11 protein-coding genes and 1 riboswitch are annotated in these 21,385 nt (G+C 68.7%); of the genes, 3 read left to right on the top strand and 8 right to left on the bottom strand.

Features of this window, described 5'->3' with window-relative positions; all coding sequences use genetic code 11:
* Nucleotides 1-31: 31 nt before the first annotated feature.
* The 3 genes from katG to H504_RS33155 form a co-directional block, all read right to left on the bottom strand.
* On the bottom strand, nucleotides 32-2,266 hold the full coding sequence (gene katG / locus H504_RS0103805) for a catalase/peroxidase HPI (protein ID WP_026421691.1): 2,235 nt from the start codon (nucleotides 2,264-2,266) through the stop codon (nucleotides 32-34).
* Nucleotides 2,267-2,289: 23 nt separating this feature from the next.
* A complete protein-coding gene (locus H504_RS0103810; RefSeq protein ID WP_084467363.1) occupies nucleotides 2,290-2,688 on the bottom strand; it encodes a Fur family transcriptional regulator in 399 nt (132 codons plus the stop codon).
* 608 nt (nucleotides 2,689-3,296) lie between these two features.
* Complete coding sequence (locus H504_RS33155) at nucleotides 3,297-4,697, bottom strand: alpha/beta hydrolase (RefSeq protein WP_211239249.1); 1,401 nt, start codon at nucleotides 4,695-4,697, stop codon at nucleotides 3,297-3,299.
* A gap of 224 nt (nucleotides 4,698-4,921) precedes the next feature.
* Between H504_RS33155 and H504_RS0103820 the strand changes: the two genes are divergently transcribed.
* Nucleotides 4,922-6,934, top strand: a complete 2,013-nt coding sequence (locus H504_RS0103820) for a phosphocholine-specific phospholipase C (RefSeq protein WP_026421693.1) — start codon at nucleotides 4,922-4,924, stop codon at nucleotides 6,932-6,934.
* Nucleotides 6,935-7,039: 105 nt separating this feature from the next.
* Here H504_RS0103820 and H504_RS0103825 read toward each other — a convergent pair whose 3' ends face one another.
* The 4 genes from H504_RS0103825 to H504_RS33160 form a co-directional block, all read right to left on the bottom strand.
* Nucleotides 7,040-7,885 (bottom strand): CbtA family protein, encoded by an 846-nt coding sequence (locus H504_RS0103825; protein WP_026421694.1) that lies wholly within the window; start codon nucleotides 7,883-7,885, stop codon nucleotides 7,040-7,042.
* 21 nt (nucleotides 7,886-7,906) lie between these two features.
* The gene (locus H504_RS0103830) at nucleotides 7,907-8,116 is read right to left on the bottom strand and encodes a CbtB domain-containing protein (RefSeq protein ID WP_026421695.1); all 210 of its coding nucleotides are present in this window, start codon (nucleotides 8,114-8,116) and stop codon (nucleotides 7,907-7,909) included.
* Nucleotides 8,117-8,173: 57 nt separating this feature from the next.
* Nucleotides 8,174-8,234, bottom strand: a riboswitch (cobalamin riboswitch).
* Between the two features lie 153 nt (nucleotides 8,235-8,387).
* On the bottom strand, nucleotides 8,388-8,603 hold the full coding sequence (locus tag H504_RS0103835) for a hypothetical protein (RefSeq protein ID WP_026421696.1): 216 nt from the start codon (nucleotides 8,601-8,603) through the stop codon (nucleotides 8,388-8,390).
* Nucleotides 8,603-14,959, bottom strand: coding sequence for an RHS repeat-associated core domain-containing protein (locus H504_RS33160; protein ID WP_169735315.1), 6,357 nt, complete (start codon nucleotides 14,957-14,959; stop codon nucleotides 8,603-8,605). The genes H504_RS0103835 and H504_RS33160 overlap by 1 nt, the downstream gene beginning before the upstream one ends.
* A 453-nt stretch (nucleotides 14,960-15,412) precedes the next feature.
* Here H504_RS33160 and H504_RS0103845 point away from each other — a divergent pair, with 453 nt between their 5' ends.
* A complete protein-coding gene (locus tag H504_RS0103845; RefSeq protein WP_157440181.1) occupies nucleotides 15,413-20,827 on the top strand; it encodes a LamG-like jellyroll fold domain-containing protein in 5,415 nt (1,804 codons plus the stop codon).
* A 62-nt stretch (nucleotides 20,828-20,889) separates the two neighbouring features.
* Here the strand turns inward: H504_RS0103845 and H504_RS39415 are convergent, their stop codons facing one another.
* A complete protein-coding gene (locus tag H504_RS39415; protein WP_342668753.1) occupies nucleotides 20,890-21,252 on the bottom strand; it encodes an NAD(P)-binding protein in 363 nt (120 codons plus the stop codon).
* On the opposite strand from H504_RS39415, the gene H504_RS43555 reads away from it, so the two are divergent.
* Nucleotides 21,190-21,321: a hypothetical protein gene (locus H504_RS43555; protein ID WP_281173587.1), complete on the top strand. Its 132-nt coding sequence runs from the start codon at nucleotides 21,190-21,192 to the stop codon at nucleotides 21,319-21,321. The two genes, H504_RS39415 and H504_RS43555, sit on opposite strands and share 63 nt — an antisense overlap.
* The last annotated feature ends 64 nt before the right edge of the window (nucleotides 21,322-21,385 follow it).

Genomic DNA, 21,385 nt, shown 5'->3' on the forward strand with positions numbered 1-21,385 from the left:
GAGGTGGGCCGGGCCTGCGGTGTGACTGGCGTCAGGCGACGTCGTAGCGGTCCAGGTTGGTGAGCTTGGTCCAGGCGGCGACGAAATCGGTGACGAACTTGGTGGTGGCGTCGGAGCTGGCGTAGACCTCGGCGACGGCGCGGAGTTCGGAGTTGGAGCCGAACAGCAGGTCGACGCGGGTGCCGGTCCAGCGGAGGTCACCGGTGGCGCGGGTGCGGCCCTCGAAGGTGTCCGCCTCGGCGCTGGTCGGCTTCCACTCGGTGGCCATGTCGAGCAGGTTGACGAAGAAGTCGTTGGTCAACACACCCGGCCGGTCGGTGAGCACACCGGCGGTGGACTGGCGGTGGTTGGCGCCCAGCACGCGCAGACCGCCGATGAGCACGGTCAGTTCCGGGGCGGTCAGGGTGAGCAGGTTGGCACGGTCGATGAGCAGGTACTCGGCCGGGAGGCGGTGGCCCTTGCCCACGTAGTTGCGGAAACCGTCGGCGGTCGGCTCGAGCGGGGCGAACGAGTCGGCGTCGGTCTGCTCGGCGGTGGCATCGGTGCGGCCCGGGGTGAACGGGACCGACACGGACTGGCCGGCGGCCTGGGCGGCCTGCTCGACACCGGCGTTGCCCGCCAGCACGATCACGTCGGCCAGGGAGACCTTCTTGCCACCGGTCTGCGCGGCGTTGAACCGCTCCTGCACACCCTCCAGGGCGCGCAGCGCGACGGCCAGGTTGTCCGGCTCGTTGACCTCCCAGCCGCGCTGGGGCTCCAGGCGGACGCGGGCACCGTTGGCGCCGCCCCGCTTGTCGCTGCCGCGGAAGGTGCCGATCGACGCCCACGCGGTGCTGACCAACTGCCCCACGGTGAGACCGGCTGCGAGGATGTCCCGCTTGAGCGCGTCGACGTCCGCGGCGTCCACCAGCTCGTGGTCGACGGCGGGGACGCGGTCCTGCCAGATCAGCTCCTCCTGCGGCACCTGGGCACCCAGGTAGCGCTGGATCGGGCCCATGTCGCGGTGGGTGAGCTTGAACCAGGCGCGGGCGAACGCGTCGGCGAACACGTCCAGGTTCTCGGCGAACCGGCGGGAGATCGGCTCGTAGACCGGGTCGAACCGCAGCGCCAGGTCGGTGGTCAGCATTGTCGGCGGGCGGGTCAGCTCGCCGGACTCCGGGTCGGGCACGGTGTTCGCGCCCGCGCCGTCCTTGGGCTGCCACTGGTGCGCGCCCGCCGGGCTCTTGGTCAGCTCCCACTCGAAGCCGAACAGGTTCTCGAAGAAGGTGTTGTCCCACTTGGTCGGCGTCTGCGTCCAAGTGGTCTCCAGGCCGCTGGTGATGGCGTCGCGGCCCTTGCCGGAGCCGAAGCTGTTGCGCCAGCCCAGGCCCTGGTCCTCCAGCGAGGCACCCTCCGGCTCCGCGCCGACGTGCTCGTCGGCCGGGGCCGCGCCGTGCGCCTTGCCGAAGGTGTGACCACCGGCGATGAGGGCGACGGTCTCCTCGTCGTTCATCGCCATCCTGGCGAAGGTCTCCCGGATGTCGCGGGCCGCTGCCAGCGGGTCCGGGGTGCCGTTGGGGCCCTCCGGGTTGACGTAGATCAGTCCCATCTGGACGGCGGCAAGCGGGTTCTCCAGGGCGCGGTCGCCGGTGTAGCGCTCGTCCCCCAACCAGGTGCGCTCGGGGCCCCAGTAGACGTCCTGCTCGGGCTCCCACACGTCGGCGCGGCCACCGGCGAAGCCGAAGGTCTTGAGGCCCATGGTCTCCAGCGCGCGGTTGCCGGTGAAGACCATCAGGTCGGCCCAGGAGACCTTGCGGCCCCACTTCTGCTTGACCGGCCACAGCAGGCGACGGGCCTTGTCCAGGTTGCCGTTGTCCGGCCACGAGTTCAGCGGGGCGAAGCGCTGCATGCCCGCGCCCGCGCCACCGCGGCCGTCGGCGATGCGGTAGGTGCCCGCGCTGTGCCAGGCCATCCGGATCATCAGGCCGCCGTAGTGGCCGAAGTCGGCGGGCCACCAGTCCTGCGAGGTGGTCAGCACCGCGTCGACGTCCGCGGCGAGCTCGTCGAGGTCGACGGTCAGGAACTCCGCCGCGTAGTCGAAGTCGGCGTCCATCGGGTCGGCGACCCGGTTGTGCTTGCGCAGGATGCCCAGGTTGAGCTGGTTGGGCCACCAGTCGCGGTTGCTGCCGCCCTCGGTCGGGTGGCTGAACCGGCCGTGCGCCACCGGGCACCCGCCAGCGCCCTCCTCGTTCATGTCACCGACGCGGGCGTTGTGGCTCTCGGACACGCGAATCCTTTCGGGGGACGGAATTAGCTGCGAACGGAACAATCGGGGCACAGGCCCCGGTAGACGACCTCGGCCTCGTCGATGACGAAACCGTGGGCCTCGGAAGCGGTCAGACACGGGGCGTAACCGACTGCGCAGTCGACATCGGCGATGGTGCCGCAGGACCGGCAGACGACGTGGTGGTGGTTGTCACCCACGCGCGCCTCGTAGCGTGCTACGGATCCGGGGGGTTCGATTCGGCGTAAGAGGCCTGCGGTGGTTAAGGCACGTAGGACGTCGTAGACGGCCTGGTGGGAGACGGTGCCCAACTCGTCGCGGACGAGGCCGATGATCGAGTCGGTGTCGGTGTGGGGGTGCTGGTGCACGGCGGACAGCACGGCGAGCCGCGGGGCGGTCACTCGGAGTGACACGTCGCGGAGCATCTGCCGGAAGTCGGCTGCCGGGGGCACGAGGGTGAGGCTTCTCCATGTTCTGGAATTAGTCAAGTTAACGATGGGTGGGGGTGGGGTGTGAGGGGTCTCTGGGCCTCGCTGCGCTCGGGGGTCGGCCTGGTCGCCTGGCGGCGACGCCGGCCGCGGGCGCCAGATTAAAGCTGGGGTGCCCGTTGTGGTGAAGTTGTTTTGTTTGGGGCCCCTAGCGGTGGCCTGGGTAAGGCTAAAAGGCGGGGCCACTGGAAAGCGTGGCCTTACCCGCCAGCCGGCTTAAGCCACCGCTCCCCCCAAACAAAACAACTCCACCACAACGGGCGGTTGGTATCGGCGGCTTTCGAGGCGCGCGGGGTGGGCTGGCGGCCTTCGTCGGTGAGGTGTGGGTTTTTGGGTGTGCGGTGTGGGTATGGGGCTTCGTCGATATGGGGTGGTCTTTTTTTGGGGGAGGTGTGGGAGTGGGGCTTCGTCGATTTCAGGTGGTTTCGAGGCGCGTGGGGTGGGAGTGGGGCTCGTCGATTTCGGGTGGGTTTTGGGTGGGTTTGGGGGGTGCGTGGGGTGGGCTGGCGGCGTTGTCGGTATGGGTGGGTTTGGGGCGCGGGGGGTTAGCAGGTGGTGTCTTGGAAGGGGGTGCCGTTGGTGAGGTAGGTGGTGACGGCGGTGTTGCCGCAGGGGTTGCCGTTGGTGAGGTAGGAGCCGTGGCCGCCGGAGTTTACGGAGATCATTCGGGCTCGGTGGCCTAGGGCGGCGCGCATTTTCAGGGCGGCGGGGTAGGGGGTGGCGGGGTCGCGGCGGTTTTGGACCATGAGGATGTTTTCGGGGCCGTGCGACGAGATTGTGATGGGGGTTTCGCTGGGGTAGGGCCAGAAGGTGCAGGGCCAGATGTTGGCGGGCATTCCGGCGGTCAGCGGGAATGCCTGGCGGTTTTCGGCGACGGCTTGGGGGTATTGGTAGACGGTGTGCGGCCAGGGGACGTCGTTGCAGGCGGTGGCGACGGCGGTGGCGAGGATGTTTTGGTAGGTGGCGGGTGGGGGTGCCGGGAGGGGGGGGACGGGGCCGCCCTGGAGGGTTTGGGCGAGGAGGGGGAAGGTGGCGTCGCTGTAGAGGGAGTTGAGCATGATGGCTCGGAGGGCGGCGCCGGTGAGGTCGGGGCGGGGGGTGTGGTCGAGGTCGTCGGCGGTGGTGAGGTAGCGGGTGGTTACGGCGTCGGGGGTGGTGCCGAGGCCGTAGGTGTCGTTGCGTAGGGCGGCCCAGGTGGCGAAGTCGGGGAAGCGGTCGGTGGCGCCGGTGGCGAAGTTCTGGATCCAGCCGCGTTCGGCGGTGGTGGGGTCGTTGCTGCTGTCGAGGATGACGCGGTCGGTGCGGTTGGGGAACAGGGTGGCGTAAACGGCGCCGACGTAGGTGCCGTAGGAGACGGCCCAGTAGGAGATCTTCCGCTCGCCCAGGGCCTGGCGGATTCGGTCGATGTCCTGGGTTTCGACGCGGGTGCTGATGTGGCGCATCAGGTCGCCGCCGTTGTGCGCGCAGGCTTGGGCGACGCGTTGGGCTTTGGCGATGTTCCCGGTGATGTCACCGTCGGCTCCTGGCCACGGAAGGAGTCCGAGCGGGTCGGCGTCGGGGCCGGAAATGTCGCAACTGACCGGTGCGCTGCGGCCGGTGCCGCGCGGGTCGAAACCGATGATGTCGTAGCGGTCGCGGACTTCCTGCGGGAGCCGCGCGCCGAGGACGCTCGGGCGGTCCAAGCCGGAATTGCCGGGGCCGCCGGGGATCAGCAGGAGCACGCCCCGCCTGAGTCCGGGTTTGGCGGTCTGGATTCGGGAGACGGCGATCGAAATCCGTGGTCCCGCCGGCTTCTGGTAGTCGACGGGCACCTCGACGCCCGCGCATTCCTCTTGTGGGATGCCCGCGCAGGGCGCCCAGGTCAGGTTGTTCGGGTGGGCCTCGGCGGCGGGTACGAACACGGCGGTCGCCGCCACCATGATGGCTGCGATGAGTTTTCCCCTCATACGGCAAGGATTTCGTCGCGGGCGGGCGCGGTCCATCCGGCCAGCCGGTCGAGCGGCGGTGGGGCAGACCCCACCGGGCCGGGAAAGCGCCCGCCCGTTACGTCCGGTTGACCGGTCCTGTTAATCCGCGCTTCGCCCGGAGTTCCGCTCGCACGCGCCCGGGGGATCGGGTTCGACGCCCATACTGCCCAACGACCACCGACCCCGGGTAGCGCGGAGTGATCATGACGGACGTGAACCGCAGGCGTTTCCTCCAAGTGGCGGGCGGTACCGCGGCGGGCTCGTTGCTCTCCGCGAGCATCGCGCGGGCGGCGGAGATCCCGGCGTCCCGGCGGACCGGGACGCTGCGCGACATCGAGCACGTTGTCGTGCTGATGCAGGAGAACCGGTCGTTCGACCACTACTTCGGCACGATGCGCGGCGTTCGCGGATTCGGTGACCCGCGTCCGGTTTCCCGCCCTGACGGCAAACCCGTGTGGTACCAGTCGAATGGCGTCCGGGACCTGCTGCCGTTCCGCCCCGACGCGGACAACCTGGGGCTGGCGTTCATCCAGGACCTGCCGCACGGCTGGAACGACACGCACGCGGCCTGGAACGGCGGCGCATACGACAAGTGGGTGCCCGCCAAGGGTTCCACGACGATGGCGTACCTCACCAGAGACGACATCCCGTTCCACTACGCCCTGGCCGACGCGTTCACCGTCTGCGACGCGTACCACTGCTCGTTCATGGGTTCCACCGACCCGAACCGGTACTACATGTGGACCGGTCACACCGGCAACGACGGCACCGGCGGCGGCCCTGTCCTCGGCAACGACGAGAAGGGCTACTCCTGGACCACGTACCCGGAGCGCCTGGAGAAGGCCGGGGTGTCCTGGAAGGTCTACCAGGACATCGGCGACGGCCTCGACGCGAACGGTTCGTGGGGCTGGATCAACGACGCCTACCGCGGCAACTACGGCGACAACTCGCTGCTGTACTTCACCGCCTACCAGAACGCCAAGCCCGGCGACCCGCTGTACGACAAGGCCCGCACCGGCACCAACGCCAAGGCGGGCGACGGTTTCTTCGACGTCCTCAAGGCCGACGTCAAGGCGGGCAAGCTGCCGCAGGTCTCCTGGATCGTCGCGCCGGAGGCGTTCTGCGAGCACCCGAACTGGCCGGTGAACTACGGCGCCTGGTACATCGCGCAGGTGCTCAACGCGCTCACCGCCAACCCCGAGGTGTGGAGCAAGACCGCGCTGTTCATCACCTACGACGAGAACGACGGCTTCTTCGACCACATCGTGCCGCCGTACGCCACCGCCGACAAGTCCACTGTAGACACCACGGGTGAGATCTTCGCGGGCTCGGCGAAGAACCCGGCGGGACCGTACGGCTTGGGGCAGCGTGTGCCGATGCTGGTGGTCTCGCCGTGGAGCAAGGGCGGTTTCGTCTGCTCCGAGGTGTTCGACCACACGTCGATCGTCCGGTTCATGGAGCGCCGCTTCGGCGTGCACGAGCCGAACATCTCACCGTGGCGCCGGTCGGTCTGCGGCGACCTCACCTCGGCGTTCGACTTCTCCCGCACCGACACCAAAGTGCCCGCGCTGCCGGACACCGCCGGTTACCTGCCGCCGGACAACAAGCGCCACCCGGACTACGTGCCCGCGGTGCCCGCGAACCCGTCGCTTCCCAAGCAGGAACGCGGTTTGCGGCCCGCTCGGCCCCTGCCCTACAACTTGTCCGTCGACGCCGTCGCGGCCGCGGACCACCTGGCACTCTCGTTCGCCAACCACGGTCACGCGGGGGCGACGTTCCACGTGACCTCGGCGGGGGCGCCCACGACATACACCGTCGAGGCCGGTCGCTCGTTGGCCGGTGTTGTTGCGGTGTCCGGAAAGTACGACGTCGCGGTGCACGGGCCCAACGGGTTCCTGCGCCAGTTCGGCGGAAACGGCGTCGGCGCGGAGGTCACGGCCGTCCACGACCACGACGACGTGCGGCTCGTGCTGAGCAACCCGGGCCGGACGACGGTCCGGCTGACCGTCGCGAGTGCGTACGGGCACTGCCCGCGCACGACCCACGTGCTGCGGCCGGGCGCCCGGGTCGTCGAGACGGTCGACACCCGGTCCGGGAACAACTGGTACGACATCACGGTCACGGCGGACAACAACACCGACTTCCACCGTCGTCTCGCCGGTCACGTGGAGACGGGCCGCGCGGGCACCAGCGACCCCGGCATCGCCACGGTCTGACCCCCCGGACCGGCCGCGGCCCGGGTTGCCGCCTCCACACCCCGGGCCGTGGCCACCTGGAAACGCCGACGGCCGACCCCCGCCAGGGTCGGCCGTCGGCGTTTGTCAGACCTCGGCGAGCACCTCGGCGCGCTTGCCGCCGCCGAGCACGCGTTCGGCGAGCGGCCCGAACACCAGGCCGATCGTCGCCCACAGGACGACCTGGGCGAGCACCGAGTAGAGCCGGAAGTTGGCCAGCGTGTCGGCCGGGAACCCCGGGTAGACGATGTCGCCCTGGGTGTTGCGCAGCGGCAGCGGCGTCTCGGTGGCCTGCTCGCCGAACTGCGCGACGTTGACCGACAGGTGCCCCAGCGACGGCAACAGGGCCATCAGGATGCCCGCGAGCAGGGCGAACACCAGACCGCCGACGAGGGTCGCGTTCCAGGCGCCCAGCCGCTGCGACAGCGTGCGCCCCACCACCACCGCGACAACCAGGAAGATCACCGACGCGGCGACCATCACCAGGTACAGCGCGCTGCGCGTGCCGATCGTGTCGCCGTTGCCGATCGCGGGCGGGTTCGCCGGGTACTTCAGGAACGGCACCAGGTACAGGCTGAGGAACCCGCCACCGGCCACGAGCAGTGCCAACACCCGGGCCCTGACCTGCCCGACCCGCCCCAGTGACACGGTGTACACGACCGCGAACAACGCCCCCATGGCGATGCCGAACAGCACCATGCCGACGCCGATACCGAGGTTGCCCTGCAGGGCGCGGCTGAACACCTCGTGCTCGTGCCCCTCGACCTGGACACCGGCCGCCTGGTCCAGGGCTTCCTGGGCCTCTTCACGCCCCGACTCGTAATCAATCGCCGCCTGGATCTGCGGCTCGGCGAAAACCCGGGCGAAGAGGAACGCCAACAGACCACCGAGCCCGCCCGCGAGCAGGCCGCGCAGGATGAGCTTCTTCTCCATTTTCGGTTGTCCCCGCCCGCGTCAGTGGCAGGGGAACCCGAGGAAGTGCCGCGCGTCGTGCACGAACTCGTGCACATGCGTGTCACTCCCGAACACCGACGTCGCCCCCTGGTCGACGCCCACGAAGTAGTACACCGCCAACGCCACGAACACGGTGATGCCAAGCCACAACACGGCCTTGGACACAGGCAGGACAACGGGGGTCGAACGATCGGCCGGAATGGTGGCCATCAACAGCTCCTTCGGGATGACGCGTCCCTTGCGGGTGGACCAGTGACAGCTCCTCGACCTGACTCGCCCGCCTCCCGACGGGCTCACAGTGGCGCGACCGTGCCGGACTCACACCGGCTTCGGGAAGCCATCACGCACCCGGCACCGTACGTCCGCCCCGGTCAACCCGTCAATCCAGCCCGACTGAGGCACCCCTCACTTCGTCCGTTCGGCCGCCGCCACCCGACGCGGCCGGAGTCGCGTCGGGTGGAACGACACGAGGTCGATCCGGTCACCACTGTTCCGGCGGAAGCCCGGCCCGCACGGTGTCCAGCGCCCGACCGATCACCGCGCGCACGGTGCGCGCGACATCCTTCTCCACCCCGACCAGGGACGAGAACTCCCAGTCTTCGATCTGCAGCGCCTGGGTGATCGCGTTCGACAGCAGCATCAACTCGGTGGCGGAGCAGGTGAGAATCGCGGTCGCACCCTCGTGTTGTACGTCCATCACCTCACCGCCAAGAAGTAGTCGTAGCCATCCACCGGGCGAAACGCGGTTCCACCATCCCCAGCTCTGGGGTTGCGAATGACGATCGTCCCATCGTACCAATAGGCCGAGCGGCCACCGCCGAGCGTCTTGGGCTGACCATTGACGATGACGTCCTCAATGAGACGGGCGAACTCCTCCGGCCCGGTGATCTCCGGGTACTCACCCTGCTCGATCACGTGCTTCTCGTAGGCGTGGCCACCCGCGATCTCGTCTCCCGCCAACTGCGCCCGCAACCGCACGCCATTGGCGACGTTCTCCGCACCCGAGGTAACCCGCGGTGTGGCTGCCGCACTCGAGGAGACCGACCTCGCGGTCACCGCTTCCGCCGCGGCAGCCTGGGAGGTGGACGCACCGGTTCCGGACTCGACAGCAGCGGCGACACCGCGAGCCGCCACCCCCTCGCCCGCACCCATGACGGCGCGACCCGCGAGCCCCGCGGCCGGTCCGACGACGAACGGCGCTGCGAAGCCGACGCAGTCGGCCACGTTCGGATCGCGGAAGCAGTCCACGGCCTGCTGGACACCGGTGATCGAGGCCAGGAAGTCGAACATCTGCTGGTGCAAGCTCTTGTCAGCAGGAGTGGGCTTCGCCTGCGGGTAGGCCTTGTCATACGCCGCCCGCTCCGCACGGGTTCTGGTGCTCGGGCCGACCGTGGGTCCCTTGGGTTTGGCGGGCGTGCAGTTCGCCCACGGCACCAGGGTCACCAAGAAGATGACGAACGGGATCTCGAACACGCTGTGATCGATGCCCGGCCCCTGGATGGGGCTCTTCCACCGGATTGCCCCGTAGAACGCCTGGGTGTTGACCACCTTGTAGTTGCGTGGCCCGATCGCCTGCAGGTCGGCCACGTACCCGCGAGCGGCCTCGACACCCTGGGCACCGATGCCCATCACGACGAGGAGACCGGTCGGGTCCGCCTTTCCCACTGGATCGTTGTCGGCGTAGGAGTAGCCGCACAACTGGTCTGGGTCGGCGGGGTCGAGCTCCGGGTCGACGCTGAGGAACCGGCCGGTGACCGCGTCGTACTTGCGAGCGCCCAGATCGGCCAGACCTGTGGAATCGTCCACGGGTTTGTTCAGGAACCCGTGCTTGTCCGGCCACGGACCGCCAGACCCGGTCCCGAGGGGGTTGCCGTACGGGTCCATGGTGCGGCGGGTAACCGCGAACGTGACTGCGTCGACAGCGACCGAGCTGGTGCCGTGCAGATCAGCGACCAGGTACTTGGGGTTGCCACCCGCCACCCGCTCAGCGACGGTGACGCCGCCGTGCTTGTAGTACCGGGTGCCGGTGATCACACCGGTCACGTTGTTACGGCTGAGTTCCTCGCCGGGCAGATAGACCGTCGTCTCGGACGGGGTGCGGCGGACCAACTGCGACCCGCTCGCGTCATAGGTGTACGAAGTCGCGCCGGACGGCGTGGAAACGCCTGCCATCCGACCCTCGTCGTCCCAGGTCAGTGTCTGGTTGCCGTGACTGGTGGTGTTGCCCGCAGCGTCGTAGCCGAACGAGTCGGTGGACGTGCCGGAAGGCCCGGTCGTGGTCGTGCTCGCGAGAGCGTGGGCCTTACCAGCTTGGTAGGTGTACGTGGTGCTGGTGTCGCTCGCCGTGCCGGTGCCGTGCTTGACCTGTCCGCTGCGCAAGCCGATCGCGTCGAACGTCCACGAGAGCCAGTACGCGTCGGGTCCGCCAACGGTGGTCGAAGAGGGCGCGGCCACGCAACTGTCCGTCGCGGTCCACGCCTTTTCCAACCGGTTGAGGGCGTCATAGCCGTAGCACTGGGTGCGTACCTGACCAGAACCGACCGCGCCCTGGGTGTTGACCGACTTGGTGATGTTGCCGACCGCGTCGTAGCTGTAGCGGGTGTCGTCGACCTGGGTGGTCGATGCCGACGACACCGCCATAGTGACCTGCGTCGGTTTCCGGCTGTGCGCGTCGTAGTCGAAGCTCAGGTAGGCGTTGTTGCTGGACGGGCCCAGTGTGAACTGCTTCGGTTCCCCGTAACCGGTGTAGGTCGTCGCCTGCACGTACGTGTTGTAACCCGCCTCGGTGATTGGCTTACCGAAACGGTCGTAGCTGAACGAGATGACCTCACCGGGCAAACCTCCACCCGCGGCCGGTGTGGTTGAGCTCATCTGCCCGGTCGACGTGTACGAGTACAGGGTGGTGTAGAGCGCATTGAGACCGGTGACGCTTGCCGGGATCTGGGTGAGCTGCTTGTTGGGGTTGCCCGCCGTGTCGTAGGCGGTGACGGCGGAGATGAAGTTGCCGTCCGTGGTGTACCGAGTGGAGACGTAGGGAAGACCGACGCCGTTGGTGGCGCCGTCGTAACTGAACGACGCGACCTTGGCGCCAACCCCCGGAACGGTCCCCGGGTAGATTGCCGTCTTGCGGCCCAGTTGGTCGTACTCGTACGCGAGACTCTTGCCACGGGCGTCGGTGGTCGACGTGAGCAGGCTGGCGAGGTCGTAGCCGTAGGTGGACGTTCCGCTGTCCGGGTCGGTCTGGCTGGTCTTGCGGCCGAGGAAGTCGTAGTCGTACGACCAGACGTTGCCGACGTTGTCGGTGATCCGGTCCATCAGGCCGGTAGTGGTGTAGCGGTAGGCCGTCGTCTGGGCTGTGCCGCCGGTGACCACGTCGCCGCTGACCGTGGGTGCAGCCGTGTACCGCAGGAGTTGCAGTCCGTGGCCGCGAGCATCGGTTACAACGGTCGTACTCACCCCGCCTGATGGTGCGATGGAGGTGGTCCGGTCACCGCCGTAGATCGTGCGGGTCTCGGTGACCTTGGTCAGGCCCTGGTAGGAGGCCTTCTTGACCTCTCGGCCGAAACCGTCGTAGCCGGTAATGGTGCGGTCGTCCACGTCGCTCGCCGTCACGATGACGTAGGACGTGTTCGGCGCGCCCGCGGTCAGGTACCGGTTGTTGGACCGGACTTCCCAACCGTGCGAGTCGAAGAAGTGATCTTCGACCAGCCTGGTGTTGTCGGCGGTCTCGGTTTGCGTCTGCCGCTTCTGACCGAACGCGTCGAAGAGCTCCACGGTCGTCGTCTGGAACAACCCGGTCCCGGTGTCGACGAGTTTGTGCGCGGTGATGGCGGACTGGGCATTGGTGCGCTGCAGGTACTCGTAACTCACCGTCGGGAGACCGGACCTCGGCCTGCCCGGCTGCCACCCCGACACCAGCCGACCAAGCGCGTCATAGGCCATCTCGGTCCGGCGGCCACCCACGTCAACACTCGCGATGGTCTTCCCGCGGGCGGGCTCCACCTCAACACTGGACGTCTGCGACTTGGCGTTGGTCGTCACGGTCTTGGACAGCACCCCGCCATCAGCAGGTGTGTACGCCGTGGAGGTGACGAAGCCGCGCTGGTCGGTGGTCGAGGTGGTGCGGCCGGACGCGTCGAACGTGGCGGCACCGGACGCGGTCCAGGTCGGCACGCCACCGCTGTAGGCGGTGATCGTCTCGGTCTTGGTGATGTCTCCCGCCCCGGGCACCGCACCCGCGACCGTGCTCCCGTCGAAGTAGGTCCGGGCACCGCTGAGCAACGGGGTTGGGCTGCTGCCGTTGGTGGGACAGTCCTGCTGGGACACCAGGACCTGGCTGATCCGCGACCTGATCCACGACGTGGTGTTGTCCGCGTACGTCCGTGTCGTGCAGATCGATGGCAGCCCGTCTGCGGTCTCGGTGGTCGAAACCGGCCGACCCGCGGAGTCGTACCGGTAACTGGTTCCGACCGTCCGATTGCCACCCACGGCGAGTGCCGTGATGGTGCGGGTGCGGTCCACTCCGATCAGTACCGCCCGCTCCGGATCCAGCCCGGTGCGATTGCGAGTCGCCGTAGCCGCACCGATGGTCACCGGGTTGGTGATCTTCGAAGAGACTCGCGCGCCACCGTCGCCGTTGAAGTCCTGCACCTCCAGGACCGTTCCGGCGAACAGGTCGTTGTCGGGCACGGACTCGCTGACCGAGTTGGTCACCGCCACCGAGCGGTGCGCGTTGCCCGGCAAGACATCCTGGTCCATGCCGGTGAAGTACGTGGTGCGAGTCAACGTGCGCTGGTCGGGAACAGCGTCGATGGAATAGTTGGAGTCACCTGTGCGAACCTCGACGGTTCGATAGCCACGGAACTGGCCGTATGTGCGGTACTCCGGCTTCACCAGCTCGTTGTCGTCGTAGTGCCAAGCCGCTCCGCCGAGGTAGGCGTAGTCGGTCACCTGGTCCGGTGACCGGCCGGTGTCCGGGTTCTGGCCGGGCGGCGGCGTGCCCGCATCGCTCGCCACGACCCTGGTCACCACGTACTTGTGGAAGAAGTCGAGAGTCGGATTCTGGTTCCCGGGAAGGGTTCGGTAGACGGGGAAACACCGGCTGGTGTTGGTGGAAACGTTCGTCGGCACGGTCAACGCGGTGCAGTCCGCGAGGCTGTAAGTCACCTTGATCGTGCCGCCGGTGTCGGTGGTGACATCCGTCAGCCGCCAATGCGGCATGCCGGACTGGTTGCCGTAGCCCTGGACGTGGTTGTCGTAGGACTGGCTGGTGAAGGTGATCGCGGGCTGGGTGATGGAGGTCCCGCCGCTGTAACCGGTGTGTGTGATCGAGTCAAGGCGGAGTTCGGAGTCGCTCAGTTCCGGGAGGGACTGTCCCAGTTGGAACGAGTCGACGGTCACCGGGCCCGTGCCCGCGTTGTACTGGGTGGTGATGGTGGTCAGGCGCTTGCGGGACCAGAAGCTGGGCGCGTGGTTGGTGCAGGTGGAACCGGAGGCACAGTTCTGGTCGACCGGGACGTCCGGCCAGCGCAGGGCGTTGGCGGTGGTGAACTGGTTGTCCGCACAGGTGAACGCGCCCGCGGGGGTGCAGCGCTCGGCGGTGGTGAACACGACCTGGTTCGGGACGGTCTGGGTGTAGATCGAGCCGCCGATCTCGCGGAGGCCGTAGTCGACGCGCTTGAGGGTGCCGCCGCGGGTGTAGGAGACGGCGGTGTTCAGCTTGTTGGCGCCGTAGTAGTTGGTCTCGCGGTCGTAGTAGTACGCGCTGGTGTTGCCATGCGTGTCGCGGACGAAGTCGAGGTTCCAGCGCCAGGCCTGGGCGCAGGACGACTGGGCGAAACCGGCGGAGTTGTAGCAGGGGTCGGTGGAACGCGGGCCGTAGACGGGAACCGTCCAGGCGGAGTTGGTGCGTTCCTGGTTGGTGAAGCCGGGACCGCGTTCCTTGCCGAAGAAGTACTGGGTGCCGTCGGTCGTCGTGACCTTCCAGTACTCACCGTTGCGCGCGCCGTTGTTGCCCGGTGCCGTGTCGGTGACGAGCTCGACCCGGGAACCGTCGTCGGTGCGCGGGTGCCAGGCGCCGGTCGTGTCATCGCGGACGAGGGTGACGGTCTGGCTGCCCAGGTTCATCGTCACCAGTTGACCGGCCCAGCACAGGTCGTCGGTCTGCTGGGCGGCGGGCAGCGTCTTGTCGTCGGAACACTGCCGGTACGTGCGTTCGATGTAGCCCGGCTGGTAGTCCCAGCCCTGACCGATCCAGGAGGTCTGGTTGTTCGTGGTGGACGTGCGACCGTCGACGGCGGCGGAGTTGTAGTTCAGCGAGATCGACGGCGTGACCCCGGCGCCCGCGGCGGCGGGCGGCACGGCAACCGGGTAGTTCCACGAGAAGGCACCGGAGTTGGCCGTCACCGACCAGCTGCCGGACGGGGACAGCGGGGTGGCGGCGAAGCTGCCGGTCGAGCCGGACACATCGGCGACAGCGGCCAGCACGATCGGCGTGGGAGCCGACTTGGCTGACGCGGCGGGAGCAGTGGGGGTGACGTCGGCGGACAGAACCTGTGCCACACCGTCATTACGCGATGGCAGCGGTGTCCTGGTGCGACAGTCGGCGACGTCCGGAGTTGTCAACGCACACGCGGGCAGCTGGACCAGGCGCAGCCGGTCGGCGTAGCCGGCACCCAGCACGTCCCGGAACCCGGAGTAGTCGAGACCGATCGACAGCGGACCGGGGTCGGCGGTGGACGCGGCGGCCACGGAGAAGAGGACACCGGCCACACCAGCGTGCTCGGTCTTCGCCTGGTCGGCGACCGTTACGTGCACGGAACCGTTGACAGGTGGCGCTTTCGCCGCCTTATCTGCTTTGCCGGTGTCGCGCGCGGTCACCAGCACCGGCAGCCCGGCGACCTTGGCGGCCGCCTTGGCCTGCGCGGGCGACACGTCGCCCTCGCCCGCTGCGGGCCAGGTGACGGCCGCGGACCTGGCGCGCTCCACCGTGACCGGCTTGCGCGCCTGCACGGACTTAGCGATGTCGACCCGAACCAGCTTGTCGGCGGTCACCGCGGGCGCGCGTCCCTTGGGCGCCGCAACCGCGCTCGGCGGAATGGCGAGCAAAGTCGTGGTGACAATGGTGGCGAGCAACGCCGCCAAGTACCTTCTGGTTACTCGTTCACCGCGCGAGCGCGTGGAGACAGCACGAAACGACATCCAGTTGAACACATCGCCCCCAGCGCGAGTTCGTAGCCAACCAGGAGGACTTTACGAACTCGTGCCGCCTGCCATGAGCGCCGAACGGCGTAATTCGGCCAACCGTCCGCGTTCCCGCCGGTCAGCCGGGTTCGACTACACGTGTTGTACGTTACGCCGACCAGCCGCTGCCGCCGGGCGGGCTTTACGGCTACTGTCCGCCCCGTTTACCTGTGTCGCAGCGCAAAGTCTCCTGGGGGTTCCATGCGCCATGCCCGGAAAACGTCCACCAACCGCGCGCCGCGCGGTGGGTTGTGGACCCGATTGTTGATCACCGCGGTCGCCGCCGCCGCGGCTGTGGCGGTGGTCGAGCCCGCGGTGGCGGCCGCCGCGCCGAAGGCAGCCGCGGCGGCGCCGAGCGCGGACCCGGTCGTCGAGGCCAAGCGCACCGGCAAGCCGCAGGAGGTCGTCTCGCAGACCACCGAGACGACCCAGGTCTTCGCCGAACCCGATGGCTCGTACCGAATGCACAAGAGCGCGCTGCCCACCCGGGTCCGCAAGGACGGTGCGTGGCGCGAGATCGACACCACCCTGCAGACGCGGTCGGACGGCCTGCTCGCACCCAAGGCGTCCACAGCGGACATCGCCTTCTCCCCCGGCGGTGACGGCCCGGCGATCACCTTCACCGACGGAGCCGACCGGCTTTCGCTGTACTGGAAGGGATCGCTGCCCAAGCCCGTGGTCGAGGGCGCGAAGGCGGTCTACCACGACGTGCTGCCCGGGGTCGACCTGCGGCTGACCGCCGAAACCACCGGCTTCTCCCAGGTCCTCGTCGTGCACAACGCCGAGGCCGCGCGGCAGCCGGGCCTGCGGGAGCTGCGGTTCACCGCGGTGGGCACCGGGGTGCGCGTCGACAGCGGCGCCGACGGGGTGTTCAACGCCGTCGACAGCGCGGGCAAGACCGTGTTCCAGGGTTCCACGCCGGTCATGTGGGACTCCACGACCGACCAGACGGCGCCGGCGCGGGTGAGCGACAAGTTCGGCTCCGGCCGGGTCGCCCGGATCGGCGCCCGCACCGAGCGCGGCACTGACCGGACCGCGCGACCGGCCGCCAACACGTCCACCGTGGACGTGGTGATCACCCCGGACCAGCGGGCGCTGACCGGGTCCGAGGTCGAGTACCCGGTCTACATCGACCCGGTCTACTCCAAGTCCAAGGCCAACTTCGCCGAGTTCACCAACAACGGCTGGTACTACTTCGACGCGAACATGGACGCCCAGGTCGGGCGCTGCGAGTGGTCCGGCTGCGGTACGACGTTCGTGGCCAGGTCGTTCTTCCGGTTCACCACCCCGGAGCTGCAGGACCGCAACGGTCGCAAGGCCGTGCTGCGCCAAGCCTACTTCTACGCCTGGCAGACCCACGGGACCAGCTGCACCGACGAGTCTATAACGCTCTACCTCACCGGGGAGTACAACGGTAGCACCCGGTGGCCCGGCCCCGGCGGCACCGCGATCACCACGGTCGGCTCGCACGCGGGCGACCAGTGCGGTGGCACCGCGTCGGTGTCGTTCAACGCCTTCAACGCGGTGCAGACCACCATCAACAACAACGCCGCGACCATGGTGCTCGCCCTGATGTCCCCGGACGAGGGCAACAAGTACCAGTGGAAGAAGTTCATCAACAACCCGTCGCTGGACGTGTACTTCTCCTTTCCGCCGCAGCAGCCCGCGGGCCTGGGCGTGCAGAACGCGGTGCTGTGCAACGGGCAGACCATCTCGTCCACCGCCACCCCGACCCTGCTCGCGTCCGCTGTGGACAACAACGCGCCGCCGCTGGACATCAGCCTCGGCTACGACCTGTACAACTACCCCGGCAACCAGAAGGTGGCCAGTGGCGCGACGACGACCGCGTCCGGCAACACCGGTGGTTGGACGGTGCCGAGCCCGGTCGGTGACGGCGCCTACTACATGCGGGTGTCGTCGACCAACGTCTTTCCGGGCCAACCCGGCTGGGGGGTGAACTCCGGCGCCACGACCGACTACTGGTTCGACGTCATGGCGGCGCCGCTGGCCAAGACGCCGGTGATCAACCCGAGCACCGACTACCCGCGCAACCAGTGGGGCGCGCCCGCCAACGCCCCCGGTGTGTTCAACCTGTCCTACGAGGGCGGCGGCATCGCGGGGTTCGCCTACACCTGGGGCGGTTCGGGCACCGAGACCGTGCCGACCACGGCCGACTGCGACTACGACCGCTCCATCGGCACCAGCGGCGGCTGGGTGTCCACCATGACCGGCAACGCGACCATCGCGGTGCCCACCTGGGTCACCCCGGGACCGCACACCCTGTACGTGAAGGCGTTCGACCGGGCGCACAAGATGTCCGCGGAGTCCCAGGCCTACGAGTTCTTCGTCTCGCCGAACCTCGCGGGCTCCGGTCAGACCTGGCTGGAGGCGGAGAACCTGGCCGTGAGCCAGCCCGCCGGGCAGAACCAGACGGTAGGTGTGCAGGGCAACTGCTGCGGCATCTACTGGTCCGCGGGCGCGCAGATGTGGTTCCGGGGTACCGCGGCGGGCCAGTCGTTCACCCTCGACGTACCGGTGGGCACGACCGGTGACTACCAGTTCGGCGCCGGAATGACCCTGGCGGCCGACTACGGCACCACCTCGTTCCAACTTGACGGCGTCCCAGTCGGACAGACCAGCGACGCCGCCGCGCTGGGAACACCGCTGGACAACTACACCACCTCGGTCCGCCACCGGCACGTCGACCTCGGGTCACAACGGCTGACGGCGGGCACGCACAAGCTGACGGTGACGATGGCGGGCACCAACCCGTCCTCGATCAACACGCGCTACATGGCAGGCGTGGACTACATCTCGCTGAGCTCGACCTCCCGCTGGGAGGCCGAGAACTCGGCACAGGTCGCGGTGACCCAGCCCGCGGGCCAGAACCGGCCGCTCGCGGTGGACCAGACCACGGCGGGCTCGGGTGGACCGTGGTCGCAGGGCGCGGCGCGGCGGATCGACTTCAACGCGCCGGGCCAGTCGCTGCGCACCCAGTTCTCCGTGCCGATCGCCGCGGACTACAGCCTGGGCATCGGCGCATTGAGCAACCAGGCGGGGGCCAAGTACACCTACCGCGTCGACGACATCCCGCTCAACGGAACCGATACCCAGCCGTGGGGTCGGAGCACGGCCAACCCCGACACGGTCGAGCACCTGTCGCTGGGTGGTCTGCACCTGACGGCAGGCCCGCACACGCTGTCGGTCACGCTCACCACCCCGGATCCATCGGGTAACGAGCGATTCTGGCTGGACTACCTGCGCGCCACACCGATCAACAACGCCAGCGCGGCCGACTTCGGCTCGGCGATGAACAACAAGGGCTTCGCCGCGACCGGGTCGATCGCCGACCTTGACCTCAACCACGGTGGGCTGACACCTCAATCGCTGTCCGATGTCGGCTTGGCGCCTGGCTCGGTCAAGACCGTCGACGGCGCGACCTTCGTGCTGCCGGCAGCCACGACCACCGGCGACAACGTCGTAGCGCTCGGGCAACGGATCCCGTTCCCCGGAGCGCAGCAGGTGAAGGCGAGCGCGGTCGGCCTGCTCGCGATCAGCACCTGCGGCGAGTCGCGGCCGAACACTGCCACGATCACCTACACCGACGGCTCGACGCAGAACCCGGTCGTGCCCGCGGTGCCGGACTGGACCAGTGGTCCAGGCGGTTCGGCGCTGCCCCCGCTGGCGCTGGCCACCATCGAGGGCGTGGCGCAGACCGGGTTCCGACCGCGGGTGTACCCGGTGTTCGTGCCGAGTGACCCGACCAAGACGCTGCAGTCGATCACGCTGCCCAACTACGGCACCTCGCTGCTGCGCGGCTGCGGTACTGCCGCGCTACATGTGCTGGCGATGGCGCCCCGGTCGAGCAACCAGGGTTGGGTCGGCACGTGGGGAGCCCCGGCTGACACGGTCGCCGCTCCACCGGGTGGTGCCGGGTTCGCCAACCAGACGCTGCGCACCGTCGTGCGGCCCATCGTGTCCGGGCCGCGGGTCCGGATCAGGCTGGCCAACCCGTTCACCACGCAGCCGGTGACCATCGACGCGGCGACCCTCGGCGCGCAGTCCGGCACCAGCGCGGCCACCCTGGCCACACCCGCCGCGCTGACATTCGCGGGTTCGGCGTCGGTGACCATCCCGGCAGGCGGTGAGGTCACCAGCGACGACATCACCTACCCCAGCACCACGGGCGGCAGCGGCGCGCTCGTGGTCAGCACGCACATCACTGCGGCCGTCACGTTGGCACCGGTGCACGCGCTGACCACCTCGCCGACGTTCCTGGCAAGCGGCAACCAGGCGGCACAGTCGGCGGCGACGGCGTTCGCCACGCAGCTGACCGGCACGCACTACCTGTCCGGCATCGAGGTCTCCACCGCTACCCCGAGCGACGCGAGCAAAGGCACCGTCGTGGTCGTCGGTGACCAGTTCACCGGCGGCTCGGCGAACAACTGGGTCGAGCAGCTTCCCGGCAGGCTCGCCGCCAACGGCGAGTCCGTGCCCGGCGGCCTGGTCGACTCCAGCAGGCTCGGCGCCGCGGCGGCGGGCTGGTGGAAGCTCAACGAGGGCACCGGAACCACCGCGGCGGACTCCTCCGGCGCGGGAGCGAACGCCACCCTCAACGGTCCGGTCGGCTGGAGCACCGAGCACGGCGGCGCCGCGGTGTTCAACGGCAGCAACACCCTGGTCCAGACCTCGGGGTCGGTGCTGAACACGTTGGCGCCGTTCACGGTGTCCGCGTGGGTGAAGCTGACCACGACGGCACACACGTCGGCCGTGGTCAGCCAGAGTCAGAGCTACCAGCCGCCGTACGTGTTGGAGTACAACGCCGTGGTCAACGCGTGGGCGATCACCGCGCCCAGCCAGGACGTCTCCACGCCGTCGGCGTACCCGGTGGCCAAGGCGTCCGGGCCGCCCGCGCTGAACACGTGGACCCACCTGGTCGCCACCGCCGATCCGGCCTCCGGTGACATGGCGTTGTACGTCAACGGGGTCTTGGCGGGCACGGGCAAGAACCCGACGCCGTTCGCCACGTCCGGTCCGCTGACCATCGGCGGGGTGAAGAGCCAGTTAGGTCCGAATGTCAGCATGTTCGAGGGCCAGATCTCGGACGTGCGGGTCTACCGGAACCAGGCAACCGCCGAGGACGCCGCGATCCTGTTCTCTGGCGGCGCGCCGACCGGCCCGACCGCCGGTGTGGGTGCGGCGACCCTGTCCTCGGCCGCCAAGCGGGTCAACGACACGGTCTACGCCAAGCCAGCCCTGCGTACCGTGGTGCTCTCGGTCGGCGCCAACGACATCCTCGCCGGTGCCGACAAGAACACCTTGCTGCAGCGGGTAAGCGCACTGTCCAAGGCGGCGAACCCCGGCGGCGTCCGGAACCTCAAGCGGCTGGACGGGGCACCGGTGCACGTCATCATGACCACCGTCGCCCCGATGGGACTCGCGGCGGGCGATCCGCGGGAACAGGTCCGCCGCGACTTCAACACCGAACTGCTGAACAACTACTTCAACCTGGAGCTGGACGGGGTCATCGATGCCGCAGGAGCGGTGCAGGACAACGCCAACCCCAACCAGGTGGCCTCGGGTTACTTGACCGGTGGCAAGCCCAACACCGGTTACCACTTGGCCGTCGCCAACGCCGTCGCCCTGGCGGTCGTCACCTTCCCGCCGGTCGAGTTGTAGCCGCTAAGAACTCCTCGGGCCGGGAACGCGATCTCGCGTTCCCGGCCCGACTCGTATGTGTCCTAGTGGGTGCGGTCGTGGAGCACAGAACAGCCGGAACGGGCGATCAGCACCGTCCAAGACGAAGACACCTCAACCCGCGATGATCCGGTTGTCGCGTGCCGCGATGGCCTCGCAGGTCGCGGATACCACGAGGTCCGCACCCTCCCCCACACTCGCCTGGGCGAAGTCCACATATGGGCGAAGGCGGGTTTCGTAGTTGTCCAGACTTCCGCCGTCCAGCTCCCAATCGCGTCGCCCCGGACGTCAATTGGTGAGCCGCCGGTTCGTAGGCGCGCGGCGCGCTCCACGACCAAGACCTGATGCCCCCGCTGCTCCAGGTTGACTGCGGCAGCGAGGCCCGCCACCCCGGCGCCGGAAACCACGATGTCCACGACGGCCTCGCCTTCTGCCACGAACAGCAAATCGCGAGCGGAACGCTGGACAGCACGTGACCGGCGCGCGCAGGCACCGTCCTGCCTGCGTGCGCCGGTCCTCAGTGCCGGGTCGCCGCCTGTC

This window comes from Actinokineospora inagensis DSM 44258, from assembly GCF_000482865.1.
Classification (GTDB): Bacteria; Actinomycetota; Actinomycetes; order Mycobacteriales; family Pseudonocardiaceae; genus Actinokineospora; species Actinokineospora inagensis.